The sequence below is a fragment of the Paraburkholderia bryophila genome, from assembly GCF_013409255.1.
Lineage (GTDB): Bacteria > Pseudomonadota > Gammaproteobacteria > Burkholderiales > Burkholderiaceae > Paraburkholderia.
This window is the reverse complement of the sequence record NZ_JACCAS010000001.1, coordinates 4,554,512-4,579,526: the sequence shown is the minus strand read 5'-3', so window position 1 is coordinate 4,579,526 and position 25,015 is coordinate 4,554,512. Positions and strand designations below refer to the sequence as shown.

23 protein-coding genes are annotated in these 25,015 nt (G+C 64.7%); 5 read left to right on the top strand and 18 right to left on the bottom strand.

Going from position 1 to position 25,015, the window contains the following annotated elements; translation table 11 throughout:
- Positions 1–19: 19 nt before the first annotated feature.
- From dapA to GGD40_RS20505, 8 genes are all read right to left on the bottom strand, one after another.
- Positions 20–946 (bottom strand): 4-hydroxy-tetrahydrodipicolinate synthase, encoded by a 927-nt coding sequence (dapA, locus tag GGD40_RS20540; RefSeq protein ID WP_179744711.1) that lies wholly within the window; start codon positions 944–946, stop codon positions 20–22.
- 43 nt (positions 947–989) lie between these two features.
- Positions 990–1,589 carry a class I SAM-dependent methyltransferase gene (locus GGD40_RS20535; RefSeq protein WP_179744710.1) on the bottom strand — a complete coding sequence of 200 codons (600 nt, stop codon included), beginning with the start codon at positions 1,587–1,589 and terminating at the stop codon, positions 990–992.
- 15 nt (positions 1,590–1,604) lie between these two features.
- Complete coding sequence (locus tag GGD40_RS20530; protein ID WP_179703856.1) at positions 1,605–2,807, bottom strand: tryptophan--tRNA ligase; 1,203 nt, start codon at positions 2,805–2,807, stop codon at positions 1,605–1,607.
- Between the two features lie 6 nt (positions 2,808–2,813).
- Positions 2,814–3,476, bottom strand: a complete 663-nt coding sequence (locus GGD40_RS20525; RefSeq protein ID WP_035546447.1) for a site-2 protease family protein — start codon at positions 3,474–3,476, stop codon at positions 2,814–2,816.
- Positions 3,477–3,523: 47 nt separating this feature from the next.
- Entirely contained in the window at positions 3,524–4,159 is a 636-nt protein-coding gene (locus GGD40_RS20520; RefSeq protein WP_035546449.1) for an L-threonylcarbamoyladenylate synthase, read from the bottom strand.
- Positions 4,160–4,391: 232 nt separating this feature from the next.
- Positions 4,392–5,222, bottom strand: coding sequence for a 3',5'-nucleoside bisphosphate phosphatase (locus GGD40_RS20515; RefSeq protein WP_179744709.1), 831 nt, complete (start codon positions 5,220–5,222; stop codon positions 4,392–4,394).
- 149 nt (positions 5,223–5,371) lie between these two features.
- Positions 5,372–6,256 (bottom strand): alpha/beta fold hydrolase, encoded by an 885-nt coding sequence (locus tag GGD40_RS20510; RefSeq protein WP_179744708.1) that lies wholly within the window; start codon positions 6,254–6,256, stop codon positions 5,372–5,374.
- A gap of 228 nt (positions 6,257–6,484) precedes the next feature.
- Complete coding sequence (locus tag GGD40_RS20505) at positions 6,485–7,489, bottom strand: ferritin-like domain-containing protein (protein ID WP_257030444.1); 1,005 nt, start codon at positions 7,487–7,489, stop codon at positions 6,485–6,487.
- 291 nt (positions 7,490–7,780) lie between these two features.
- Between GGD40_RS20505 and GGD40_RS20500 the strand changes: the two genes are divergently transcribed.
- The 4 genes from GGD40_RS20500 to GGD40_RS20485 all read left to right on the top strand — a co-directional run bounded on the left by GGD40_RS20500 (position 7,781) and on the right by GGD40_RS20485 (position 11,542).
- The gene (locus GGD40_RS20500; protein WP_179744707.1) at positions 7,781–8,305 is read left to right on the top strand and encodes a gamma carbonic anhydrase family protein; all 525 of its coding nucleotides are present in this window, start codon (positions 7,781–7,783) and stop codon (positions 8,303–8,305) included.
- 64 nt (positions 8,306–8,369) lie between these two features.
- Entirely contained in the window at positions 8,370–9,320 is a 951-nt protein-coding gene (hslO, locus tag GGD40_RS20495; RefSeq protein WP_179703851.1) for an Hsp33 family molecular chaperone HslO, read from the top strand.
- A 205-nt stretch (positions 9,321–9,525) separates the two neighbouring features.
- Entirely contained in the window at positions 9,526–9,912 is a 387-nt protein-coding gene (locus tag GGD40_RS20490) for a hypothetical protein (RefSeq protein WP_179744706.1), read from the top strand.
- 127 nt (positions 9,913–10,039) lie between these two features.
- Complete coding sequence (locus tag GGD40_RS20485; protein WP_179707906.1) at positions 10,040–11,542, top strand: IS1182 family transposase; 1,503 nt, start codon at positions 10,040–10,042, stop codon at positions 11,540–11,542.
- Positions 11,543–11,670: 128 nt separating this feature from the next.
- On the opposite strand, the gene ftsB is transcribed toward GGD40_RS20485, so the two are convergent.
- From ftsB to GGD40_RS20435, 10 genes are all read right to left on the bottom strand, one after another.
- Positions 11,671–12,105 (bottom strand): cell division protein FtsB, encoded by a 435-nt coding sequence (gene ftsB, locus GGD40_RS20480; protein WP_179703850.1) that lies wholly within the window; start codon positions 12,103–12,105, stop codon positions 11,671–11,673.
- Between the two features lie 128 nt (positions 12,106–12,233).
- Positions 12,234–13,517, bottom strand: a complete 1,284-nt coding sequence (gene eno / locus GGD40_RS20475) for a phosphopyruvate hydratase (RefSeq protein WP_144156379.1) — start codon at positions 13,515–13,517, stop codon at positions 12,234–12,236.
- Between the two features lie 192 nt (positions 13,518–13,709).
- Positions 13,710–14,564: a 3-deoxy-8-phosphooctulonate synthase gene (gene kdsA / locus GGD40_RS20470; RefSeq protein WP_111929098.1), complete on the bottom strand. Its 855-nt coding sequence runs from the start codon at positions 14,562–14,564 to the stop codon at positions 13,710–13,712.
- Positions 14,561–16,234, bottom strand: a complete 1,674-nt coding sequence (locus tag GGD40_RS20465) for a CTP synthase (RefSeq protein ID WP_179703848.1) — start codon at positions 16,232–16,234, stop codon at positions 14,561–14,563. The genes kdsA and GGD40_RS20465 overlap by 4 nt, the downstream gene beginning before the upstream one ends.
- 170 nt (positions 16,235–16,404) lie before the next feature.
- Complete coding sequence (locus tag GGD40_RS20460) at positions 16,405–17,202, bottom strand: alpha/beta fold hydrolase (protein WP_179744705.1); 798 nt, start codon at positions 17,200–17,202, stop codon at positions 16,405–16,407.
- 78 nt (positions 17,203–17,280) lie between these two features.
- Positions 17,281–20,154 carry a DNA internalization-related competence protein ComEC/Rec2 gene (locus GGD40_RS20455; RefSeq protein WP_179744704.1) on the bottom strand — a complete coding sequence of 958 codons (2,874 nt, stop codon included), beginning with the start codon at positions 20,152–20,154 and terminating at the stop codon, positions 17,281–17,283.
- A 111-nt stretch (positions 20,155–20,265) separates the two neighbouring features.
- Complete coding sequence (locus GGD40_RS20450; RefSeq protein ID WP_179744703.1) at positions 20,266–21,054, bottom strand: TatD family hydrolase; 789 nt, start codon at positions 21,052–21,054, stop codon at positions 20,266–20,268.
- A gap of 75 nt (positions 21,055–21,129) precedes the next feature.
- The gene (gene lolD, locus GGD40_RS20445) at positions 21,130–21,873 is read right to left on the bottom strand and encodes a lipoprotein-releasing ABC transporter ATP-binding protein LolD (RefSeq protein ID WP_179703845.1); all 744 of its coding nucleotides are present in this window, start codon (positions 21,871–21,873) and stop codon (positions 21,130–21,132) included.
- Positions 21,866–23,119: a lipoprotein-releasing ABC transporter permease subunit gene (locus tag GGD40_RS20440; RefSeq protein WP_179703844.1), complete on the bottom strand. Its 1,254-nt coding sequence runs from the start codon at positions 23,117–23,119 to the stop codon at positions 21,866–21,868. The genes lolD and GGD40_RS20440 overlap by 8 nt, the downstream gene beginning before the upstream one ends.
- 281 nt (positions 23,120–23,400) lie before the next feature.
- The gene (locus GGD40_RS20435) at positions 23,401–23,646 is read right to left on the bottom strand and encodes a hypothetical protein (RefSeq protein ID WP_179703843.1); all 246 of its coding nucleotides are present in this window, start codon (positions 23,644–23,646) and stop codon (positions 23,401–23,403) included.
- A gap of 163 nt (positions 23,647–23,809) precedes the next feature.
- Here GGD40_RS20435 and GGD40_RS20430 point away from each other — a divergent pair, with 163 nt between their 5' ends.
- Positions 23,810–24,976: a regulator gene (locus tag GGD40_RS20430; protein ID WP_179744702.1), complete on the top strand. Its 1,167-nt coding sequence runs from the start codon at positions 23,810–23,812 to the stop codon at positions 24,974–24,976.
- The last annotated feature ends 39 nt before the right edge of the window (positions 24,977–25,015 follow it).

The following is a 25,015-nucleotide window of genomic DNA, read 5'->3' as shown; positions in this document are numbered from 1 at the left end:
GGTGCCGCGGTCGATCCGCTTAGCCCAACAGACCCGCTTCGCGCAGCGCGCCACGCACCACTTCGTGGTATTGCGCGTCGAGCGGCGTAAGCGGCAGGCGGATTCCGCCCTGCACACGGCCCAATTGCTGCAACGCCCATTTCGCCGGAATCGGATTCGATTCGATAAACAGGTTCTTATGCAGCGACAGGAGTTTCAGATGAATCTCGCGCGCGGTCTTCGCGTCCGCGGCGAGCGCGGCCTTGCACAGCTCGCTCATGGCGCGCGGTGCAACGTTCGCGGTGACCGAGATATTGCCGTGGCCGCCGAGCAGCATCAGCGCGATCGCGGTGGGATCGTCGCCGCTGTAGATACCGAAATGCGCGGGCGCCGACTTGATCAGATGCGCGGCACGGTCGATGTTGCCGGTCGCTTCCTTCACGCCGACGATGCCCGGCACCTGCGCGCAACGCAGAATCGTTTCGTTGCTCATGTCGGCAACGGTACGGCCCGGCACGTTGTACAGGATCACCGGCAGATCGACGGTTTCGGCGATCTTCGCGAAGTGGCGATAGATGCCTTCCTGGGTCGGCTTGTTGTAGTACGGCACGACTTGCAGCGTGGCGTCCGCGCCGACGTCTTTAGCTTGCTGCGTGAGTTCGATGGCCTCAGTGGTGGAGTTGCCGCCCGAGCCCGCGATCACCGGAATCCGGCCCGCTGTGTGCTCGACCGCGGTTTTGACCATCAGCACGTGTTCTTCGACCGACAAGGTAGCCGACTCACCGCTCGTGCCCACCACGACGAGTGCGTTGGTGCCCTCGGCGACGTGCCAATCGATCAGTTTGCGAAACGCCGGCAGATCGAGGCCGCCGTCTTCGAACATCGGGGTAATGATGGCAGGAATGCTGCCGCGAATCTGCACGCTGTCGTTGCTGCCGTGGGTGCCGCTGTGGTTGCCGTTAGTCATGAAACGCCATGAATTTGATCAGGTAAACCGCGATTGTAGCGGATTAGCCAGTCAACTCGTAACAAGGCGGGGGTGCCGCCTGCGCAGGGTCGACTGAGCGATCCGCCTCCAGAATTGCGCAGATGCGCTGGACGTAAGCCGGGCGCGGCTGCGCGAGAAAACCGTCTTGAAAAGCAACGACCCGGAGCCGGCCGCGCACGACCTCGAGCAGCTCGCCGGGCGCGAGTAGAAACGCCGGATTAGAGGGCTTGCCGACGCTTTCGTTTCCTTGCGCGAAGGTCTCGTAAACCAGTACGCCACCCGGTGCGAGCGCGTCTAACAATTGTGGAAACAGTGCGCGATGGAGATAGTTCGTCACGACCACGGCGGCGAATTTCGCGTTGCCGGGTAACGGCCAGACGGCGCCTTCGAGGTCGGCCTCGAGCGGCGTGATCAGCGGCGCATCGCACAGCGTGTCGAGCGCGGCCGCGTCGCGATCGACGGCGGTCACCGGATGCCCCAGCGACGCAAAAAACCGCGCATGCCGCCCCGCCCCCGACGCGACGTCGAGCACCGCGCCGCCCGCCGCGACCAGATGCGCCCAATGACGCACCCAGCGCGACGGCTCGCTCAATCCATGCAGTGCAGCGACGGGAGTGCTCATCGGTTCGAGATCCGCTCAGTTGTACGACAAACCCATCGCCTCGCGCACGTCACGCATCGTTTCCGTGGCGAATCGGCGGGCTTTGTCGCAGCCGTCGGCGACGATCGCGCGCAACAGCGACGGGTCGTCCATGTACTTCTGCGCGCGCTCGAGCATGGGCTGCTGTTCACGCAGAATCCCTTCGATCACCGGCTGCTTGCACTCAAGGCAACCAATACCCGCCGTCCGGCAACCCCGCTCAACCCACTCGTGCGTGGCGTCGTTCGTATAGACCTGGTGCAGTTGCCAGACCGGGCACTTGTCCGGATCGCCCGGATCGGTGCGGCGCACGCGGGCCGGGTCGGTCGGCATGGTGCGGACTTTCTTCGTGATGGTTTCCGCGTCTTCACGCAAACCGATCGTATTGCCGTACGACTTCGACATCTTCTGGCCGTCGAGGCCCGGCATACGCGACGCCTCGGTCAGCATGGCCTGCGGCTCGACGAGGATGATCTTGCGCGAGCCTTCGAGATAGCCGAACAGACGCTCGCGGTCGCTCATGGACAGGCTCTGCGATTCCTGCAACATGGCGCGCGCCTGTTCGAGCGCTTCGTCGTCGCCTTCCTGCTGATACGCGTTGCGCAGCTCGTGATAGAGCTTGGAACGCTTGCCGCCGAGCTTTTTCGCGGCCTCGTTGGCCTTCACTTCAAAGCCCGGTTCGCGGCCGTACAGATAGTTGAAACGGCGAGCGATTTCCCGCGTCATTTCGACGTGCGGCACCTGATCTTCACCGACCGGCACCAGCGAGCCGCGATACAGCAGAATGTCCGCCGCCATCAGCACCGGATAGCCGAGAAAGCCGTAGGTGGACAGGTCCTTGTCCTTCAGCTTCTCCTGCTGCTCCTTGTAGGTCGGCACCCGTTCGAGCCAGCCGAGCGGCGTGCTCATACCCAGCAGCAGCGCGAGTTCCGCGTGCTCGGGCACCTTGCTCTGGATGAACAGCGTAGCCTGCGCCGGATCGATGCCGGAAGCGAGCCAGTCGATCAGGACGTCCCACACGTTCTTCTCGATCACCTCGGGCGTTTCGTAGTGCGTGGTCAGCGCGTGCCAGTCGACCACACAGAAGAAACACGGGTACTCGGATTGCAGCCGTACCCAGTTTTTCAGCACACCGTGATAGTGGCCGAGGTGCAGCGATCCGGTGGGCCGCATGCCGGAAAAGATACGGTCTGGGAACATGGTTCTTTAAAAAAGCGAAACGAGTGGGGACATGATGGCCGTAATCGCGCCGTAGCCAATATTCACGAGCGGATTCAGCCAGTAGCGCGACAGCGTGCCCGTCATCACCAATGCCATCACGATGAAGAAACCGTACGGCTCGATTCGCGACAATGCAATCGACTGGCGCGGCGGCAACAGCGCCAGCAGCACGCGACCGCCGTCGAGCGGGGGCAGCGGGAACAGGTTCAGCACGCCGAGCACGAGGTTGAAATAGACACCGGCTTTCGCCATACCGATGAAAAACGCCTCGTCGACATTCAGGCCGAGCAGCGTCACGAACACGATGTACCACACCAGCGCCTGCACGAAATTACACGCCGGCCCCGCCGCCGCGACCCACAGACTGCCCCAGCGCGGATTGCGCAGATTGCCGAAGGCGACCGGCACCGGCTTCGCGTAGCCGAACATGAACGCGCCGCTGGTGGCGAAATACAGCAGCAACGGAATCGCGATCGTGCCGAGCGGGTCGATGTGCCGCATCGGATTGATGGAGACGCGGCCGAGCACGTACGCGGTGTTGTCGCCAAGCCAACGCGCGACGTAGCCATGCGCGGCCTCATGCAGCGTGATGGCGAAAATCACCGGCAGCGCGTACACCGCAATGGTTTGTATCAGGGAAGAATCCATAACTCGCTATTGTAACAACGCGCTGGCGGGCGTCTGTCCGCTTTCCATCATGCCGTTTCCTCGAGCCCGAACGGCGCGAGCGAGCCGCGCCCCGGCCGCACCAGCACCGGCGCCGCGCCGGTCAGATCGATCACGGTCGATGGCTCGCAGATGCAGGGACCGCCGTCGATCACCAGGTCCAGCTGTTTTTCCAGCCGCTCGCGGATTTCTTCCGGCTCGTTCAGCGGCTCGGTCTCGCCCGGCATGATCAGCGTGGAGCCGAGCAGCGGCTGGCCGAGTTCCTCGAGAATCGCCAGTGTGATCGCGTGATCCGGCACCCGCAGGCCAATCGTCTTGCGCGACGGATGCGACAGGCGCCGCGGCACTTCTTTGGTGGCCTGCAGCACGAATACGTAAGGGCCTGGCGTCACCGATTTGATCAGCCGGTACTGGCGGTTGTCCACCATCGCGAAGTTCGCCAGTTCCGACAGGTCGCGCACCAGCAGCGACAGCAGCTGCTTCTCGTCGAGCCCGCGAATGCGGCGCAGACGCTCGACCGCGTCCTTGTCGTCGAGATGACAGGCGAGCGCGTAGCTCGAATCGGTCGGCAAGGCGACCACGCCGCCGTCTTTGATGATCTGCACGGCCTGTTTGACGAGGCGCGGCTGGGGATTGTCAGGATGAAGCCGGAAGTATTGGGACATGATCGCTAACTGTGGCTACTTGGGGACGCGTGGAACACACGTGAACACGACGTGGAAACCACGTTGGAAAGCGCGGTTGAGTTGCGAAATGCGGGTTGCCAGCGAATGGCGGGCTGAAGATCGGACGACCGCGCCGGCGAATGAAGCGAACAGCACAGCGAACCACCGAACCGGAGGGCAGCGCGCCCGCCCAGCTCTCGCGTACGACGTGCCGCCAAGGCACGACGCGCGATCACAGCCAGCGTTCCCAGACGGGCTTGAGGTCGGAAGGCAGCGGCGGCAGCGTGCCGAGGTCGACGCGGCCTTCGCCGGGTGCGTGGAAATCGGACCCGCGCGATGCCTCGAATCCAAAGCGGCGCGCGACGTCCGCATATTCGCGGTACTGATCGGGCGTGTGGCTGCCGGTCACCACTTCGATCGCCTTACCGCCGAGATCGATGAATTCGGCGAAAAACGCGTCGAATTCGACCGGCGAGTAAGCGTAGCGACCCGGATGCGCGACCACGGCCTCGCCGCCGGCGGCCTGGATCCAGCCGACCGCGTGGCTCAGCCTGGCCCAGCGATGCGGCACGTAGCCGGCTTTGCCGTCGCCGAGATAGCGGGTGAAGACGTCTTGCGTGGAAGTGCAATAACCGCTTTCGACCATGAAGCGCGCGAAATGCGTGCGCGAAATCATGTCCGGGTTCGACACGTATTTGAGCGCGCCTTCGTAGGCATTCGGCACGCCGAGTGTGGCGAGCTGTTCGCCAATCGCTTCGGCGCGCGCGGCGCGGCCGCTGCGGGTGCGCGCGAGACCGTCGATCAGGATCGAGCTGGTCGGATCGATACCCAGCCCGACGATGTGCACCGTGCGCGACGCCCATGTCACTGAAATCTCGACGCCGCTCAGGTACTTCATGCCAAGCGCCTCAGCCGTGCTGCGCGCTTCGTGCTGGCCGCCCAACTCGTCGTGATCGGTCAGCGCCCACAGCGTCACGCCGCCCGCGTGCGCGCGGCGCGCGACGTCGGCCGGCGCGAATTGGCCGTCGGAAACGGTGGAGTGACAGTGGAGGTCGGCGTTCATCGTCGTTTTGAAAGGGATCTACGTCCATTTTACTGCAACGCAGTAAGTGGGCGCAGCGCTATCTCGCGGGCGCGATGCCTCGCCACCGCACGCCCTTTCGTGAGCGGGACGCCTACCTCGGCGCCTTACGTCCTTACGCCAATATGTCCCTACGCGCAAAAGCCCTCGATCAGCGCGGCGACCTGCTCCGGCTGGTCGTGGTGCACCATGTGCCCCGCTTCGTCGATGATCTTTTCCCGCCAGTTCGGGAACGCCTGAAAACGCGCCTTGAATTCGTCGAGCGGAATCTCGCCGGCAATCTGCGCGAGGGTCGGCGAAGCGGCGGCCTCGACGTGCAGCACCTTCGCGCTCACCTTGCGCCAGACCGCCATCACTTCGTCCAGGCGGTACAGCGTCGGGCCGCGCAGCTTGTGCGCCGGATCGGCGAGCAACATGAAGCGCCCTTCGCCATCCGGCTTCGACCAGTGCTGGGCGAGAAACTGCGCGCGCTGCGGCGCGAGCCGCGGATTGGTCTTGATCAGGCGCGCGGCGACGTCGTCGAGCGACGCGTAGCGCTTCAGTTGCGGCGGATCGCGCAACTCGTCGAGCCAGTTGCGCAACCGCTTCGGCGCTTGCGCCGCGTGCGACGGCGCGAGTCCGAAGCCCTCCAGGTCGACCACCCGCCGCACCCGCTCCGGCCGAACGCCCGCGTACAGGCTCACGATGTTCGCGCCCATGCTGTGACCGACCAGATTCACCTCGCCGGTCGGCGCGTAGTGGTCGAGCAGCGCGTCGAGATCGGCGAGATAGTCCTGCACCCAGTAGTTGCCGCCGCCGTGCTCCGCGACCGGCCAGTCGGACAGGCCGAAACCGCGCATGTCGGGCGCGATCACCTGCCAATCGCCGCCCAGCGCGTCGACGACGAACTGGAACGACGCCGCCACGTCCATCCAGCCGTGCAACATGAACAGGATCGGCGCGTCCGGGTTGCCCCAGCGCCGCACATGCAGACGGATGCCGCGCACGGCGACGAATTCAGACTGGGAGGTGTTCATGAGCGGCTCGCCCGAAAAAAGAATGGTCGTTCTATTATAACGAGATAGCGGGATTATGCGCGGGGGATGGGTTCGAAGAGGCGTTCGGGTAGGCGGTGGTGGCGGGTGGTGGCGCGGGAGTTGGCGCGGGAGTTGGCGTGGGTCTTGGCGTGGGTCTTGGCGTGGGTCTTGGCGTGGGTCTTGGCGCGGTTCCCGGTGAAACAGCCTGCGGAACCGCCGCCTATGCCGTCACCGCTCCGTCCCGGGCCGTTCTGCCGGCGCCACCGCTTCCGTCGACGTCGCCGGGCTCGCCTCAAGCCCCGCCAGCGCCGTCAGCGCGGCCAGTTCCGCCTCATCGAAACCGGCCTCGCGACGCGCTTCGAAATTGAACGGACCGCGTAATTTCGGTGCGTGATACTGGTCGGCAAGGCGCGCGTAGGTCTCATGCGGGTCGAGCGCCCCGCCCTCGCACACATGACGGAACCAGCGGTTACCGATCAACACATGGCCGATCTCGTCGCGCAGGATCACATCGAGAATCACCGCGGATGCCTGATCGCCCGCCTGCTGCAGTCGCGCGCGGATCGGCGGCGACGCGTCGAGGCCGCGCGCCTCGAGGGTGCGCGGCACCAGCGCCATGCGCGCCAGCACGTCGCCGCGCGTGCGCTCGCACATGTCCCACAGGCCGTCGTGCGCGGGAAAATCGCCGTACGCGTGGCCGTATTCCGCGAGGCGCGCGCTCAGCAGCGAGAAGTGATACGCCTCTTCGGCGGCGACTTTGAGCCAGTCGACGTAGAACGCGGCCGGCATGCCGGCAAAACGCCAGACGGCGTCGAGCGCGAGATTGATCGCGTTGAATTCGATGTGCGCAAGCGCATGCAGCAGGACCGCGCGACCTTGCGGCGATTGCATGCTGCGCCGCTTCAACTGACGCGGATCGACCAGCTCGGGCCGCGCCGGACGGCCCGGCAGGCCCGCCGGTTCGGCGAGTTCAAGGTGCGCGGAGCAAGTGGCGCGGCCTTCGAGCACGTCGGTGTAAAGCGTGCTAGCGGCGGCCGCCTTGATCACAGGATCAGCCTCACGCAGCGCGGCAAGCGCCGCGGTACGCGCGCACTGCGCTGAGGCGTCGAACTGTGCCTCGCCGGCCGCCGAAGCACCGTCATGAACCGCAGACGGCGCACCAGACGACTGAGCGGGCACCAAACCCGTTGAAACCAGAGGAACGGACGAAGCGGACGAAGCGGCAAACATCATGGCAAGCGGATCGGCAGACGGACAGGTGATCGGAACGACGGACGACAACGGCAAAGCAACGGGCCAAGTGCGCTTCGACGCACTCAGGCACCCCAACCACACAACCGTTTACAATACTCGATTCGACCATCCAGCGCGCCCACCGCGCTGGCGAAGCGGCACGAGCCGGGCAAACCCGGCATGCCCGAAGGCTTGCGGCCCATCCAGCGCGCGCAGCGACCGATCAACAGCAACGATGCATGGGACCGGAGTCAGCGCGAACGCGCCAACGTCGGCCCGACAGGAGACACTGTGACCATTTACAAGCTCGGCGACGCCGCCCCGACCATCCACGAAAGCGTGTTCGTCGCGGATTCGGCGAACATCATCGGCAATGTGACGCTCGGGGCCAACGCCAGCGTCTGGTTCGGCGCGACACTCCGGGGCGACAACGAGCCGATCACGATCGGCACCGGCAGCAACGTGCAGGAAAACGCGGTGCTGCACACCGACCCCGGCTTTCCGCTCACCATCGAGCAGAACGTCACGATCGGCCACCAGGTCATGCTGCACGGCTGCACGATCAAGGAAGGCTCGCTGATCGGAATTCAGGCGGTGGTCTTGAATGGTGCGGTAATCGGCCGCAACTGTCTGGTCGGAGCGGGCGCCATCGTTACCGAGGGCAAAGTGTTTCCCGACAATTCGCTGATTCTCGGCGCGCCCGCCAAAGTGGTGCGCGAACTGAACGAAACGGATATCGCCAATATGCAGCGCGGCACGGCAAGCTATGCCGAACGCCGCGAGTATTTCAAGGCGCAGCTCGTGCGCATCGGCTAATCAGCCGGAGCGCGCGGCGCGCGAGGCGCGGCATCAGGCCGCGTCATTCGACCGAGGAAAAGTTGTGAGCGACCAGTTGCAAAAATTCATGTTCAGCGCGGCGCCGGTGCGCGGCGAGATCGTTTCGCTGCGCAATACCTGGCAGGAAGTGCTGACGCGCCGTGATTATCCGGCGCCCGTGCGGACGATTCTGGGCGAAATGATGGCCGCGTGCGCGCTGCTGTCGGCGAACCTCAAGTTCAACGGCACCCTCATCATGCAGATTTTCGGCGACGGCCCGGTCAAGATGCTGGTGGTCCAGTGCGGCTCCGATCTGTCGATGCGCGCCACCGCCAAGCTGTCGGGCGAATCGGCCGAAACGATCGACGACACCACCAGCATGATCGACCTGCTCAACGCGAGCGGCCACGGCCGCTGCGTGATCACGCTCGACCCGGCGGAGAAGCAGCCGGGCCAGCAGCCGTATCAAAGTATCGTGCCGCTGTCGGGCGTGGACGGCCCGCTGAAGTCGATGGCGGAAGTGCTCGAGCACTACATGCATCACTCGGAGCAGCTCGACACGCGTCTGTGGCTCGCGGCGGACACCGAGCGCGCGGTCGGCATGCTGCTGCAAAAGCTGCCCGGCGACGGCGGCATCGTCCCGCATCCGGGCGAACTGGACGCCGATACGTGGGAACGCGTCTGCACGCTCGGCGGCACGCTGTCGCAAGACGAGTTGCTGAAGGAAGAACCTGAAACCGTGTTCCGCCGTCTGTTCTGGCAAGAAAACGTCCAGCACTTCGAGCCGGCTCAGGCGCGTTTCGAATGCACCTGCTCGCGCGAAAAAGTCGGCGCGATGCTGAAAATGCTGGGCCGCGAAGAAGTGGACGGCGTGATCGAAGAGCGCGGTCACGTGGAGATTCATTGCGAGTTCTGCAACCAGCGATATGAATTCGATCCGGTCGACGTAGCGCAACTTTTTGTCGCCAATGCGCTCTCACAAGGGGTGTCGCCGGCGGCCGAGCAGCGGCACTGAAACGGCTGACTGACACGGGCTGCATGCCTTTTCGAGCGAGGGTCGGCAGCCGGTTCATCGCTCGTGCTTTACGGCAGGAAAATAGCGCGCCGCCCGTTGCCTTCATGGGGTTCCAGCGGCGCGCTATTTTTGATCATTGTGTTGAATCATTGGCTGGCCACGCTGCGAATCATTCGCCCACGCATCCGGCCGATGGAGATCGAACATGAATAAAACCGTTTCGTTGAACCGCTACGCACGCCTGATCGCGTTGTCGGCCGTCGTGGCCGGTAGCGCCGCATTGACCGGCTGCGTGATGGACCCGCCGGGGCCGTCACCGATTTATAGCCGCCTGCCGGCCGACCAGTCGGGCGTGGCCGCCACCGCCCAGCCGCTCACGCCTGAAGAGCGTCAGCGCTACGACGCGATCGACCAACAGGTCATGACCGAGCAGAACCAGGCCATCGCCGCTGAAAACGCGGCGCAGGCGTGGTCGCGTTACTACTCGCCGCAACCGGTTTCCGTGTATGGCAGCTATTACGGCGGCGGCGGTTGGGGACGTGGCTGGGGCACCGGTGTCGGAGTCGGGTATTCGCCGTACTGGGGTTGGTGAACGCCTGACGGCGCCCGCGTGCAGACTCATCGCCCAAAGAAAAAGCCGCTTTTAAAGCGGCTTCAGACTGCTGACAAAGTACCCCCAAAGCCTGGCCTTGCGTCGGGCTTTGTCGTTTAATTGGGGCATGCTGAAGACACCGACGCCCATGCAGCACGAACTCGAGATGGTGACGCTCGAGGAACTCGTGCCGAAGGACCACCTGCTGCGCCAGATCGACGCGGCGGTGGATTTCGAATTCATCCGTGAGAAGGTGGCGCACCTGTATTGCGCGGACAACGGGCGCCCAGCGCTCGATCCGGTGGTGATGTTCAAATTGCTGTTCATCGGCTACCTGTTCGGGGTACGCAGTGAGCGCCAGCTCATGCGCGAGGTGCAGGTCAACGTGGCCTACCGGTGGTTTGCACGCTTTCGGCTCACGGACCGGGTGCCTGACGCCTCGACGTTCTCGCAGAACCGGCGACGGCGCTTCACCGACACGACGGTCTACCAGGAGATCTTCGACGCAATCGTGCAGCAGGCGATCGGGCGCGGCATGGTCGAGGGACGGGTGCTCTACACCGACAGCACCCACCTGAAGGCGAACGCCAACAAGCGCAAGTTTGATCTGGTGCAGCTCGAACAGGCGCCTTCGGCTTATCTGGCGGCGCTGGACGCTGCGGTCGATGCGGACCGGGCAGCGCACGATAAGAAGCCGCTGCGGCGCGACGAACGCAAAGGCCCCGACGACGATGAGGGCTCGAGGTCGGCTGCCACACCGGAGCGCAAGGAAACGAAGGTCAGCCGCACCGACCCGGACAGCGGCTACATGGTGCGCGACGACAAGCCCACGGGCTTCTTCTACCTGGATCACCGCACGGTCGATGCGCGCTATTCAATCGTCACCGACACGCATGTGACACCCGCCTCGGTGCACGACAGCCAGCCGTATCTGGCGCGGCTGGACCGGCAGCGCGAACGCTTTGGCTTCCAGGTGCAGGCGGTGGGGCTGGATGCGGGCTACTTCACGCCGGCAATCTGCCAGGGGCTGGAGGATCGCGGCATTGAGGGCGTGATGGGCTACCGCACGCCGAATCACAAGCCCGGGTTCTTCTACAAACGCGAGTTCAGATACAGCCGGTATCGCGAGGAATACACGTGCCCACGCGGGCAGGTACTGCGCTACAGCACGACAAACCGCGCGGGCTATCAGGAGTTCAGGTCCGATCCGTCGCGCTGCGGCACCTGTGAGGCGCGCGGCCAATGCACGACGAGCGCAAACCATGTGAAGGTGGTCATCCGGCACGTATGGGAGCGCGCGAAGGAGCGCGTCGATGCGCGTCGCCTGACCGACTGGGGCAAGGCGATCTACAAACGGCGCAAGGAAACGGTGGAGCGCAGCTTCGCGGATGCCAAGCAGCTGCATGGGCATCGCTACGCGAGGATGCGCGGGCTGCGCAAGGTGGCCGAGCAGTGCCTGCTCGGCGCTGCGGCGCAGAACATCAAGAAGATCGCGCTGCTGGTGGCACGCCTGCGGGCGTGTTTATGCGTGCGCCAGCGGCCCGGCAATCGCCTGCAGTGGCTCATCGCTGCACTTCTGGCCCGTTTCAACCGCCACGTCGTGCTTCACTGCCAGATTTGCTTTGCCTGAAAAACAAAACCCCACGCTCCGAAAAACGTGGGGTTGGTCAGCAGTCTGAAGCCGCTTTTAAAGCGGCTTTTTTTCATGCTCAGAGAATCGCACTCAGCAGGCATTGATCGCGCGTTGCACGACCCGACTCAATGCGCGGGCTTCTTCTCTTTCGCCGCGCTCTTCGCACCGTGCTTGCGATCCGGCTTCGCGCGCGACTCCGGATTCGGCACCATATGCAGCGGCGCCGCCGAAACCTCACCGCGCGTCGACGTCGTCACCGACGGCGTGTTCGCGGTCGGCAGCGGCGCATTCGGCGACACGAACTGCACGAACACTTCGCCGTCTTTCACCATGCCCATTTCGTAGCGCGCCCGCTCTTCCACCGCGGCCGTGCCGCTCTGCAAATCCTGTACTTCGCCCTGAATGCGCTCGTTGCGCACTTTCGAATCGGCGTTCTTCTGCAGTTGCTGCGCCAGTTGCTGCTGCAACTCGTGCACACGCAACCAGCCGCCGTGTCCCCACCAGAGCGGGTACTGGATCAGCGCCAGCAGAACGATCAGGACAGCAGTGACAAGCCGCATGAAGTAAGCACAATAAATACGCGCCGCCCTGCGCTATACGCAGGGCGGCGAGGTGAATCAGAAACGAAGGATAACCGGCTCATCGGTTAGCACGGGTGGCGTGACCATAAGTTTGGCCAGAACACACCTTAGCGCAGATTGTAGAACGCCGACTTGCCCGGGTAGCTTGCGATATCGCCGAGGTCTTCTTCGATACGCAGCAACTGGTTGTACTTCGAGATGCGGTCCGAACGCGACAGCGAACCCGTCTTGATCTGACCGGCATTCAGGCCGACCGCGATGTCAGCGATCGTCGAATCTTCGGTTTCACCCGAACGGTGCGAGATCACGGCCGTGTAGCCGGCGCGCTTGGCCATTTCGATGGCCGCGAAGGTTTCCGTCAGCGTACCGATCTGGTTGATCTTGATCAGGATCGAGTTGGCGATGCCCTTCTCGATGCCTTCCTTCAGGATGCGCGTGTTGGTCACGAACAGATCGTCGCCGACCAGCTGGATCTTCTTGCCGAGCTTGTCGGTCAGCGTCTTCCAGCCTGCCCAGTCGCTTTCGTGCATGCCGTCTTCGATCGACACGATCGGGAACTTGTCGGCGAGGTTCGCCAGGTAGTCCGCGAATTCCGTCGACGACAGTTGCAGGCCTTCGCCGGCCAGTTGGTACTTGCCGTCGTGGTAGAACTCGCTCGCTGCGCAGTCGAGCGCGAGCAGCACGTCTTCACCAGCGCGGTAACCCGCTTTTTCGATAGCTTGCAGGATGGTCGACAGGCATTCGTCGTTGCTGCCGAAGTTCGGCGCGAAGCCGCCTTCGTCGCCCACCGCCGTGCTCATGCCGCGATCCGACAGGATCTTCTTCAGCGCGTGGAACACTTCGGCGCCGCAGCGCAGTGCTTCGCGGAAGGTCGGCTGGCTGACCGGCACGATCATGAATTCCTGGATGTCCAGGCTGTTGTTCGCGTGCGCGCCGCCGTTGACGATGTTCATCATCGGCACCGGCAATTGCATGGCGCCCGAGCCGCCGAAGTAGCGGTACAGCGGCAGGCCGGCTTCTTCAGCGGCAGCCTTCGCGACGGCCATGGAAACAGCCAGCATCGCGTTCGCGCCGAGGCGCGACTTATTGTCGGTGCCGTCGAGTTCCAGCAGGGTCTTGTCGAGGAAGGCCTGCTCGGAAGCGTCGAGGCCCATGATCGCTTCGGAGATTTCGGTGTTGATGTGCTCGACAGCCTTCAGCACGCCCTTGCCGCCGTAACGGCCGGCTTCGCCGTCGCGCAGTTCGATCGCTTCACGCGAACCGGTCGACGCGCCCGACGGCACCGCCGCGCGGCCCATCGTGCCCGACTCGAGCAGCACGTCGCATTCGACGGTGGGGTTGCCTCGCGAATCGAGAATCTCTCGACCGATGATATCTACGATAGCACTCATGGTTTCCTCAAGAAATGACGTTGAATTCTTTACTGTGACACTGTACCAGGCGCCTGTCGCGATGCAGAAAACCGGTCTCCCCGGCCAACTGCCTGCGCGCCGATACGTTCGACGACCATTGCGTGCACTCCCCGCATGCCGGCGACCGGGCTCATTATGCAAGCCGATCGTGACACACGGCGAATGCCTGAATCAGTTGAAATTGCTTTCGAGGAACGGCGCGCGCTTGACGGCCTGATCGAGCGTAACCAGCGTCTCGAGCAGATCGGCCATGCGATGCAACGGCACCGCATTCGGACCGTCCGACTTGGCTTCGGCCGGATTCGGATGCGTCTCCATGAAGAGCCCCGACACACCGACCGCCACCGCGGCACGCGCCAGCACCGGCACGAATTCGCGCTGACCGCCCGAACTCGTGCCCTGCCCGCCCGGCAACTGCACCGAGTGGGTGGCGTCGAACACGATCGGCGCGTGGGTTTCGCGCATGATCGCCAGCGAGCGCATGTCCGACACGAGGTTGTTATAGCCAAACGACACGCCGCGTTCGCACGCCATGAAGCGGTCTTCCGACAGACCGGCTTCACGCGCGGCATCGCGCGCCTTGTCGATCACGTTCTTCATGTCGCCCGGTGCGAGAAACTGGCCTTTCTTGATGTTGACCGGTTTGCCCGAACGCGCGCAAGCATGAATGAAGTCAGTTTGACGGCACAGGAAAGCGGGCGTTTGCAGCACGTCGACCACCGACGCGACCTGCTCGATCTCGTGCTCGGCATGGACGTCGGTCAGCACCGGCAGACCGAGCTGGCGCTTCACTTCCGACAGAATCCGCAAACCTTCGTCCATGCCCAGACCGCGGAACGACTTGCCGCTGCTGCGATTGGCTTTGTCATACGACGATTTGTAGATGAACGGAATGTTCAGCTTCGCGCAGATTTCCTTCAGCCGGCCCGCTGTGTCGATCGTCATCTGTTCGGATTCGACGACACAGGTGCCTGCGATCAGGAAAAACGGCTTGTCGAGCCCGATTTCGAAATCGCCCAGTTTCATGCTTTCTCCCCGACTGCGTTCGCCGCGTGCGACTGCTGATTCGCGAGCGCCGCTTCGACGAACGACTTGAACAGCGGATGGCCGTCGCGCGGCGTGGACGTGAATTCCGGGTGAAACTGCACGCCGACGAACCACGGGTGCATGCTGCGCGGCAATTCCATCATTTCCGGCAGATCTTCACTCGGGGTACGGGCGCTGATGATAAGGCCGCCGGCTTCGAGTTGGGGCACGAAGCGGTTATTGACTTCATAACGGTGGCGATGGCGTTCGTTCACATCCTTGCCATAGATCTCTTCGGCCATCGTGCCGGGCTTGATCGGGCAACGCTGCGAACCGAGGCGCATGGTGCCGCCCAGATCCGATTCTTCGGTGCGCTTTTCGACCTTGCCTTCGCGGTCGTACCACTCGGTGATCAACGCGACCACGCGGTTATCCGTTTCCGGATCGAACTCGGTGCTGTTCGCGTTCTTCAGGCCGACTACGTCGCGGGCGAATTCGATCACGGCCAGTTGCATGCCGAGGCAAATGCCGAGGTACGGCACCTTCGCTTCACGCGCATAACGGATCGCGGCGATCTTGCCTTCGGTGCCGCGACGGCCGAAACCGCCCGGCACGAGCACTGCATCGAGATGCTTGAGGCTGTCGACGCCGTGTGTCTCGACTTCTTCCGAATCGATGTACTCGATGTTGACCTTGGTCGACGTATGCATCGACGCATGGCGCAGCGCTTCGATCAGCGACTTGTACGACTCGGTCAGATCGACGTACTTGCCGACCATGCCGATCGTGACTTCGTGCTTCGGATGCTCGAGCTTGTTGACGAGATCGGACCACATGGACAGGTCCGCGGCCTTCGGCGAGAGCTTGAGCTCTTCGCAGATGATCGCGTCCAGGCCCTGATCGTGCAGCATTTGCGGAATCTTGTAGATGCTGTCGGCGTCCCACACGGAGATCACCGCGTCTTCCGGCACGTTCGAGAACATCGAGATCTTCGCGCGCTCGTCGTCCGGAATGCGGCGGTCGGCGCGGCACAGCAGCACGTGCGGCGAAATGCCGATTTCGCGCAGCTTCTGCACGCTGTGCTGGGTGGGCTTGGTCTTCAGCTCGCCGGCCGTGGCAACCCAGGGCACCAGCGTGAGGTGCACGAAGCACGCGCTGTTGCGGCCCATGCGCAGGCTCATCTGGCGTGCGGCTTCGAGGAACGGCAGCGATTCGATGTCGCCCACGGTGCCGCCCACTTCGACGATCGCGACGTCCGGCTCGCCGCAGGTGGCCGACGCTGCGCCACGTTCGACGAACGCCTGAATTTCATTCGTGATGTGCGGGATGACCTGCACCGTCTTGCCGAGATAATCGCCACGGCGTTCCTTGCGGATTACCGATTCGTAAATCTGGCCTGTGGTGAAGTTGTTGGCCTTGCGCATCTTCGTGCTGATGAAGCGCTCATAGTGGCCAAGGTCGAGGTCAGTCTCTGCTCCGTCTTCCGTAACGAACACTTCGCCGTGTTGAAACGGGCTCATCGTGCCGGGGTCGACGTTGATGTACGGATCGAGCTTGAGGAGGGTGACTTTAAGACCGCGCGATTCGAGGATCGCGGCGAGGGAAGCGGCGGCAATACCCTTGCCGAGGGAAGAAACTACGCCGCCGGTGACGAAAACATATTTGGTCATCGCTGGATGCTCGCGGGAAAAACGGATTATACCGTAAAGCAGGGTCTCAACCCAGCAAAATCCGAGCGACATCTGTACGTGACTGTGTCATGGCGGCGGCACTTGCGCCGCGCCGATCATGCACCGTTTTTCCGTCACGGCGTTATCGAGCCCACGGCCTCGAGTCAAGCTCACCGCTCCAGCTCGCGCAACATCCGCTGCACGGCACGGGCGGTTTCGAGGGGTTTTTCCATCGGATACAGATGGCTGCCCTCGATCCACTCCACATGCCCGCCGGTCGCGCGGCGAGTCGCATCGAGGCCGGCCTGGCGGATTTCCTTCGACCGCGTGCCGGCGATGAACCCCACCGGCACCGGCGCGCCACGGGCGAGCCGCGAGCCGAGCGTATGCGGCAAGGTCTTGTAGATCTGATATTCGGTACGGCGATCGAACGCCAGCGAGCGGGCGCCGTCGACCGAAGTTTGCGGAATGCCGAAGTCGATGTAATCGGACAGCATGCGTTCGTCCCAGCGCGCGAACGCCGGCTTCGAATGAAAATGCCGCCACGCCTCGTCGCGGCTCGCCCACTGGGTGCGCCGCGTGCGGGTGGCGGCCGCGGGCGACAGGCGCTCGTCGAGGCCGGTCCATTGCGACACGCGCAACATGCTGCTGCGCCAGCCTGCGATCACCGGCGAATCGAGCATCACCACGCCCCTCACCCACTGCGGCTTTTTCAGCGCGGCCATCAGCGACAGATAACCGCCGAGCGAATGGCCCACCAGCCAGACCGGCTGCTCGTACGCGCGACCGATGTCGTCGAGCAGTTGCTCGACCAGATGCGGCCAGTCCTGGGTCACCGGGTAACGCGCATCGTGACCGATGCGCTCGATGGAGCGCAGCTCGTAGTCGTCGGCGAGTTCGGCGAAGATCGTCCGGTAGGTCGACGCCGGAAAACCGTTCGCGTGCGAGAAGTGAATGATGTTTTTCAACTGCGGCACTCTCCGTTCTGTTTTTTTCGTGCGGGCCCGGTGGTCGCTCGCTTGCCGACGATCGAGTCGGCGATCCGGTCAGCGATCCATCCAGTAGCGGCGCTGCACGTCGCGGTAACGCTCGAGCGTCAGCGTGGCGCCTTGCGCGCCCGAGGCGGTTTGCGCGCCATGCCCCGGATCGATCTCGACCTTGACCTTGACCTCGACCCGCACCGCACCGTCCGCATCGCTGCGCCCGAGCTCGATCCGCCTTGCCCGGTAGCGCTCGAACACGCCCGCATCCGGATGATGAAAACGGTTGCGATAGCCTACCTGAAATAGCGCGACGAGCGGTTCGATAGAGTCGAGGAACGGCTCGGTCGATGAGGTCTTGCTGCCGTGATGCGGCACGACCAGCACCTGCGCGCGCAACGCATCGCGGGCGCGCGCGAGCAGCACGCGTTCGACCGGCGCCTCGATGTCCGCCGTCAGCAAGGCCGCGATGCGCGGGGGCGGCGTTTGAACGGGCGCGGAGGATGGGGCCGCCGATAGGCTGGCCGAGGTGTTGGCCGAGGCGCCTACCGAGGCAACGAGCGGCGCAGCCGATCGCGGGCCAACGCCCGACCCGCCCAAAGAATCCGATCCCAGCCCGTCCGAAGCGCCCAACGTACTGACCCGCAGCACACAACAATGCGCATTTGGCTTACCTTGCAGCGGCCCGGCATCCGGCCACAGCATCGCGAACTCGACGCCGTCCCACTGCCAGCGCTGCCCCGCCGCACAGGGCAGCGTATCGGCGCCGCGCTGCTTCGCGTTCGACCACAAGGCGTTCTCCGGCGCCAACGCTGCCACCATTTGACGAACCTCGATCGCGTCGAGCACGGCGGGCGCGCCGCCTGAGTGATCGGAATCGGCATGGCTGATGATCAGCGTATCGAGCGCGTTCACGCCACGCGCCTGCAAGAACGGCACGACCACGCGCTCGCCCGCGTGGGTCGATTCCGGTCCCGGCCCGGCGTCGAACAACAGTGTGTGATGAGCCGTTTCGATCAGCACCGACGTGCCTTGCCCGACGTCCAGCGCGGTTAAACGAAAACCACCGGGCGCAGGTCCATTGGCCGGCGGCAACAGCAGCGGCAACCAGGTGAGCGGCGCGGCCCAGCGCAACGGCCAGCCGCGCGGCGCGAGACACCAGAGCACACCGACCGCCGCCGCGGCGAGCGTCCAGGCGTCCGGTTGCGGCAACCGCCAAAGCGCCCACGCAGGACCGGACAGCATCCGCAAACCCGACACCATCCCATCAAGCAACGCGTGCGCGCCCTGAAACGCATAGGCATCGAACGGCGCGGGCAGCGCGACGCCGGCCAGCACCGCCGGCGTGACGAGCAGGCTTACCCACGGAATCGCGAACGCGTTCGCCAGCGGGCCGACCAGCGGGATCTGCGAGAACCAGTAGACAGTCAGCGGCGCGAGCGCGACGGTCACCGCGAACTGCACGTGCGCGGCGCTACGCAGGCGTTCGACGAAAGCCCGCGCACGGCGACGCAGACCGGCGCGCACGCTCGACCACCGGCTCGACGCGGCGTTGACATTGGCATTGGCTTCGTCGCCCTCTTCCCCATGGTGCTGTTCGTGATCCTGCACGCGCGGCCGCCCCGACACCGCGAACAGAATCGCCGCCACCGCGCAAAACGACAGCCAGAATCCCGCCGACACCACCGCCCATGGATCGATCAGCAGCACCAGCCCCAGCGCCCACGCCAGCACCACCGAACGGGCGACATGGCGGCCACTGACAAACGCCAGCGCGAGGACGGCGGCCATCCATAGCGCGCGCTGCGCCGGCACGTTGAAACCGGCCAACGCGGCATGCAAGGCCGCGAACAGCGCGCCGCCCGCCACCGTAACGATCTGCGCGGGTAGCCACAACGGCCAGTAGCGGCCGAGCCAGCCCGAGCGCCGCCACAGCGCGCCCGCCAGCCATCCGGCGAGACCCGCGGCGAAGCCGATGTGCAAACCCGAGATCGCCACCAGATGGGTCGTGCCCGTGCCGCGCATCAACAGCCAGTCCGCCGCGCTGACTTCGTCCTGCGCGCCGATCGCCAGCGCCACCACGATGCCCCGATGCGGCGCGTCGGCGAGCACGGCGTCGATCCGTGCCCGCAAGGCCGCGCGCCAGCGATCCACGGTGACGCTCACACCGTGCGCGGCGCCCGGCAATCGCGAGGCCAAAGCCGGCGCGCTCACGTAGCCGGTCGCTCGCACGTTGCGGGCAAGCAGGTTTGCTTCGGCGTCGCGCACGCCGAAGTTCGCATTGCCGTGCGGACGCTTGATCCGCACCGTCAGGCGCCAGCGCTCACCCGGTTCGAGCGGAGGCGGCGGCGCATCCTGGGCGATCCACGACAATTGAATCACGCGCGGGAAGGCGGCGACCGGCGCGTCGGCCGACTCGACATCGAATAGAAACCGGGCGCCCTTTTCATCGCGCGACGGCAGGCCTTTGATGCTGCCGGTCACGACAATATCGCGGCCTTCCCAGACGCTCGGCAGGCTCACGGCGAGCCGTACTTCCGCGCGCCATGCGGCATAGCCGAAGCCCGCGCAGATTGCCGCGCACCAGATGCCGGTCCAGATGGCGAAGGTCCGTAGACGCGGGTTGCAGCAGATCGTGTGTATGCGGACGCTCCATGCGCGAGCGCACGTTGCGACCCAGGCCGAAGTCCGCCTCCAAGCCGTGGCCGGAGTTGGAATTGGAGCCGTGGCGGTGTGGGTGGCCGCAGCGGTAGCGGCGGCAGCAGCAGCTGCTGCGGTGACCCGGGCTGAAGCCCCGCCCTCACGCGCTCCCCAAACGGCAACAGCCACTCCCACGCCCACAACCACCACCAGCCCAAGCCACCCCCACCATCCCGGCAACACCGCCTGCCGCTGCAACCCGACCACACCCAACGCAAACCCGCACCACCACGCCCGCATACCGCCTCCGCCCAACGATCGCCGGACAGCACAACGTCCAACAAACAGGTGTCAGCAAGCCCGCCGGACGTGGATATCGCCCGGCGCGAACCCCTCAAACCATCGAGTCAATTATGCAGAGGAAAGTGCCAGTCGCGGCAACGCGGCGAGCGCGTTAGCCGTTGTGCCTAGGGCGGCTTCGTCGGCGCTCATGCCGCGCAGTTGCGCGAGGCCCGCACCGATCGCCGGAATCTGCTCCGGCGAGTTGCGCTGTTTATAGATCCACGAAGGCGCGATGTCCGGCGCATCGGTCTCGACGACCAGCGCATCGAACGGCAATTGCTCGGCGAGCCGGCGAATTTGCCTTGCGCGCTCGAACGTCAGATTGCCGCCGAAGCCGAGATGCATACCCTGATCGAGATAGGCTTGCGCCTGCTGAAAACTGCCGTTGAACGCGTGCGCGATGCCGCGATGAATCTGCTGCCGCCGCAGCCCCGCGATCACCTGATCCTGCGATTTGCGCACATGGCAAATCACCGGCAGATCGAATTCGCGCGCGAGTTGCAGTTGTCCGTTGTAGAAAAACTGCTGGCGCGCATCGTCGAGACCGTCGACAAAATAATCGAGCCCGATCTCGCCGATGCCGACGAACAAAGGATCGTCGAGACTCGCCTCGATCTCCATGCGCAGCAAATCGAGATCGCTGTCCTGCGCGCCCGGCGTGAACAGCGGATGAATGCCGAGCGCGTACGCGCCGCCTTCGACCCGATGCGCCAGCTCACGCACCGCCGCGAAATTCTGGCGGCCGATCGCCGGAATCACGATCCGTCCGACGCCCGCCGCGCGCGCCGCCGCCGCGACGGCAGCGCGGTCGGCGTCGAATTCGGAAGCGTCGAGATGACAGTGGGTATCGATCCACATGGCGTGTCTGGCTATGCGCGCAGCGTTAGACGATCAGAAGATGAAACGATCAGATCGCCAGTGTGACCAGGCCGCTCAAACCGGCACCGACGGCTCTTCATAGAGCACGCCCTCGCGCAACCGCATGATGCGGTCGCATCGCCCAGCCAGTTCAGGATCGTGCGTGACGATCACGAAGCTGGTCTCCATGGTTTGCGACAGTTCGAGCATCAGATTGAACACGGTATCGGCGGTGCCGCCGTCGAGATTGCCGGTCGGTTCATCGGCGAGCACGCAGGCGGGTTTGGTCACCAGCGCCCGCGCAATCGCCACCCGCTGACGCTCGCCGCCCGACAACTCGCCCGGACGATGTTTCGCGCGATGCCCCATGCCGACCCGCTCCAGCACCGCGAGCGCTTCGCGGCGCGCGACTTCGGTCGGCAAGCGACGAATTCGCAGCGGCATGGCGACGTTGTCCAACGCGGTGAATTCCGGCAGCAAATGGTGGAACTGATAGACGAAACCCAGCGCGCGATTGCGCAGGTCGTTGCGTTCGCGCTCGGAGAGTTTCGTGAACGGTTTGCCCATCACGGACACCTGACCCGCGCTCGGATCGTCGAGGCCGCCGAGCACGTGCAGCAACGTGCTTTTGCCGGAACCCGACGCGCCGACGATCGCCAGTTTCTCGCCGCGCCGCACGCTCAGTTGCGTGTTGTTGAGCACCTGCACGTTCAAACCGCCCTGCACGAACGCTTTGGAAATGCCGGTTGCTTCGAGCACGTACGGATACCGCGCGTTGTCCTGAGAAGTCATGGGTAAAGTTGCGGTCCGGTCATTCATAGCGCAGTGCCTCCGCCGGACGGACTTTCGCACCACGCCAGCTCGGGTAAAGCGTCGCCAGCGCCGACATCGCGAAGGCGATCACGCCGATCCGCGCGACGTCGGCCGGAATCAGTTCGGACGGCAGTTCGTTGATGAAGTACACCGACGGCGGCAGGAATTGCACGCCGAGCACATGCTCGATCATCGGCACGAGCCATGGAATGCTCCACGCGATCAGGCAGCCGAGCGCGACGCCCGTCGCCGTGCCGATAAAGCCGATCGTCACGCCCTGCACCACGAAGATCTTCATGATCGAGCGAGGCTGCGCGCCGAGCGTACGCAGAATCGCGATGTCGGCCTGCTTGTTGGTCACGGTCATGACCAGCGACGACACCAGATTGAACGCCGCCACCGCGATGATCAGCGTGAGGATGATGAACATCATGCGTTTTTCGATCTGCACCGCGGAGAACCAGGTCTTGTTCTGCTGCGTCCAGTCGCGAATGTAGAGGTCGCCGGATAAGGTCCTGGCGAGCTGATGCGCGACCTCCGGCGCGCGCTGCATGTCGGTCAGGCGCAAGCGCACGCCGGTCGGCGCGGACAGCCGGAACAGCGCCTGCGCGTCTTTAATGTTGATCAGCGCGAGCGTGCTGTCGTACTCGTAATGCCCGGACTCGAAGATGCCCACCACGGTGAACTGCTTCAGCCGCGGCAGCATGCCGGCGGGCGTGATGGTGCCTTCGGGCGCGACCAGCGTGATCTTGTCGTTGACCTGCACGCCGAGATTGGTGGCCAGATCGGCCCCCAGCACGATCCCGAAGTCGCCCGGCACCAGCGCGTTCAGCGTGCCGCCTTTCATCTCCTTACCGATGTCCGACACTTCCGGCTCCAGCGACGGCTCGACGCCGCGCAGCGCCACACCGCTCACGGCGTCCTGACGCGTGAGCAACGCCTGCGCTTCGACGTAAGGCGCCGCGCCGATCACTTCCTTGTTCTGCCGCGCTTCCTGGGCAGTCAGTTGCCAATTGGGCATCGACCCGGTCGGCGAAAAAATTTCGACGTGCGCGAGCACCGACAACATGCGGTCGCGCACCTCTTTCTGGAAACCGTTCATTACCGACAACACGACGATCAGCGCCGCGACGCCGAGCGCGATGCCGGACATCGACACCAGCGCGATGAAGGAGATGAAGCCGTTACCGGTCGTGCGTTTGCCGGCGCGGGTGTAGCGCCAGCCAATCTGCCATTCGTAGGGAAATTTCAAGCGAATCCTTTTCTGCGTTCTTCGGCTTTGTGCCGCGCACGCGGGCGTGAAGCGCCTGTCGTGCGGCCCGAGCGTCGTGATCATTGGTGTCGCGGCGACGCGGATGGTTCCGGTGCGGCGCGCCAGCTCATAGCAATGCGCGCGCCACGGCGCGGTGCCACCGCCCCGTGCCGCCTTCCAGGACTGCCTGAAAGCCGGCCGCTGCGGTCGTCACCGCCGATCAAGCGCGAAGTTTGCCATACAATCCCGCGGACTCGCGGACTCCGGCCTCGCGGCCGCCGCTAAAGCAGGTTATAGCGCCCGCGCAGCCCGTTGATAATGTCCGCGGCGGCCTTGCTGGCCTCCCCGCGCGCATCGGCGTCGCGGCGGTCGCGGTGCAGATGGCTGATGTCCCAGTTGCAGCCGCCCTCGTCCTCCACGGTCTCGTGGAAGCCGGTCGGAATCCAGCCGGCGGTGGCCGGATCCGCATCGAGCGCCTTCACGACCAGCGCGAGCAGTTCCTGCTCGCTTTTGAGTTCACGCGGCATACCCGTCTCCCTCTTCATGGGCGCGGTTCCGCCGCGCGCGGCTGCAGCGACGCCTGGGCGACGGCGCATCGCTCGACCGCCCGCCGCGATCCGTCGAACCGGAAGGCGACGTCGGCTATGTCTGGTCTGCGATGGTCTGAATACTCGCACTCTTTGCCCTACAATGCGCAGCATCATGCACGCCAACCGTCTCCATCTTCTTCTCCCCTTCGCGCTGCCCGCCGCAGCGGACGCCTCCACCGCGCTACACGACATACAGAGTCCCGCTCTCGACCGGCTGATCGCCCGCGCGACGCTGGTGGAACGCGTCGTCGGCGAAGATTTTCAGCGCACGCTGCCGCACGAACGTTGGGTGGCGCGGCAATTCGGCGCGCTGCCCAGCGGCGCGGCGGCCGCCGACGAAGCACCGCTCGCGCCATACATGCTGCGGGCCGACGGCGGCGACCCCGGCACGGCGACCTGGGCCTGCGTGCAGCCGGTGCACGTACGCATCGCGCATGATCATCTGGTGCTGATCGATCCCGCCTCGCTCGATTTGTCCGACGACGAAGCCGCCGCGCTGCTCGCGGTCGCGCGGCCTCTGATCGAAGAACTCGGCGTGCGCATCGAAGCACCGCGACCGGCGCGCTGGTATCTGTCCGGCGATGGTTTCGGCACCTTGGCGGGCGCGTCGCCGCTGCGCGCGAGCGGCCGCAACATCGAAATCTGGCTGCCGCACGAGGCGCATTCGGGCGACCGTTCGCGCGCGTGGATGAAGCTGCAGAACGAAGTGCAGATGGCCTGGTTCGAGCATCCGGTCAACGAAGCGCGCGAGGCGCGCGGCCTGCCGGCGGTGAACTCGATCTGGTTTCACGCGCAAGGCGCGGTGCAGCCGGTGCGCAGCCCGTTTGCCCGGGTGCTTTCGGACGCGGCGGCTACGCGTGGCCTGGCGATGACGGCGGGTGTGGAAACCGGCGCGCCGCCGGCATCGTTCGCGACGCTGCGGGCAGCGAATGCGGGCGGCGGCATGACTCAGCCGGCTAACGCGGCCGGCTCGGCCAACGTGAACAACGCGCCGCCCATACCGCACACCGACGGCGTCACCCTCGTCGAACTCGACCCCTTCTCCGCGCCCTACATCGAGCAGGACTGGGCGCGCTGGAACGACGCCTTCGCCGCGCTGCAAACCGACTGGTTCGACCCCGTGCTCGCCGCGCTGCAATCCGGCGAACTCGGCGAACTCGGCCTGACCCTGTGCGGCGACACCGGCTCGGTGACGCTCACGGTCACGCGCGGCGACCTGCGCAAATTCTGGCGGCGGCGGCTGCTCGCGTCGCTCTTCATCGAATGATTGATTGCATGCGATCGATCGCATGACCCACGGCCTCTC

Coding starts and splice junctions, on each gene's coding strand:
- dapA (WP_179744711.1), bottom strand. CDS start 946: ATGACTAACGGCAACCACAGCGGCACCCACGGCAGCAACGACAGCGTG.
- GGD40_RS20535 (WP_179744710.1), bottom strand. CDS start 1,589: ATGAGCACTCCCGTCGCTGCACTGCATGGATTGAGCGAGCCGTCGCGC.
- GGD40_RS20530 (WP_179703856.1), bottom strand. CDS start 2,807: ATGTTCCCAGACCGTATCTTTTCCGGCATGCGGCCCACCGGATCGCTG.
- GGD40_RS20525 (WP_035546447.1), bottom strand. CDS start 3,476: ATGGATTCTTCCCTGATACAAACCATTGCGGTGTACGCGCTGCCGGTG.
- GGD40_RS20520 (WP_035546449.1), bottom strand. CDS start 4,159: ATGTCCCAATACTTCCGGCTTCATCCTGACAATCCCCAGCCGCGCCTC.
- GGD40_RS20515 (WP_179744709.1), bottom strand. CDS start 5,222: ATGAACGCCGACCTCCACTGTCACTCCACCGTTTCCGACGGCCAATTC.
- GGD40_RS20510 (WP_179744708.1), bottom strand. CDS start 6,256: ATGAACACCTCCCAGTCTGAATTCGTCGCCGTGCGCGGCATCCGTCTG.
- GGD40_RS20505 (WP_257030444.1), bottom strand. CDS start 7,489: ATGATGTTTGCCGCTTCGTCCGCTTCGTCCGTTCCTCTGGTTTCAACG.
- GGD40_RS20490 (WP_179744706.1), top strand. CDS start 9,526: ATGAATAAAACCGTTTCGTTGAACCGCTACGCACGCCTGATCGCGTTG.
- GGD40_RS20485 (WP_179707906.1), top strand. CDS start 10,040: ATGCTGAAGACACCGACGCCCATGCAGCACGAACTCGAGATGGTGACG.
- ftsB (WP_179703850.1), bottom strand. CDS start 12,105: ATGCGGCTTGTCACTGCTGTCCTGATCGTTCTGCTGGCGCTGATCCAG.
- eno (WP_144156379.1), bottom strand. CDS start 13,517: ATGAGTGCTATCGTAGATATCATCGGTCGAGAGATTCTCGATTCGCGA.
- kdsA (WP_111929098.1), bottom strand. CDS start 14,564: ATGAAACTGGGCGATTTCGAAATCGGGCTCGACAAGCCGTTTTTCCTG.
- GGD40_RS20465 (WP_179703848.1), bottom strand. CDS start 16,234: ATGACCAAATATGTTTTCGTCACCGGCGGCGTAGTTTCTTCCCTCGGC.
- GGD40_RS20455 (WP_179744704.1), bottom strand. CDS start 20,154: ATGCGGGCGTGGTGGTGCGGGTTTGCGTTGGGTGTGGTCGGGTTGCAG.
- GGD40_RS20450 (WP_179744703.1), bottom strand. CDS start 21,054: ATGTGGATCGATACCCACTGTCATCTCGACGCTTCCGAATTCGACGCC.
- lolD (WP_179703845.1), bottom strand. CDS start 21,873: ATGAATGACCGGACCGCAACTTTACCCATGACTTCTCAGGACAACGCG.
- GGD40_RS20435 (WP_179703843.1), bottom strand. CDS start 23,646: ATGCCGCGTGAACTCAAAAGCGAGCAGGAACTGCTCGCGCTGGTCGTG.
- GGD40_RS20430 (WP_179744702.1), top strand. CDS start 23,810: ATGCGCAGCATCATGCACGCCAACCGTCTCCATCTTCTTCTCCCCTTC.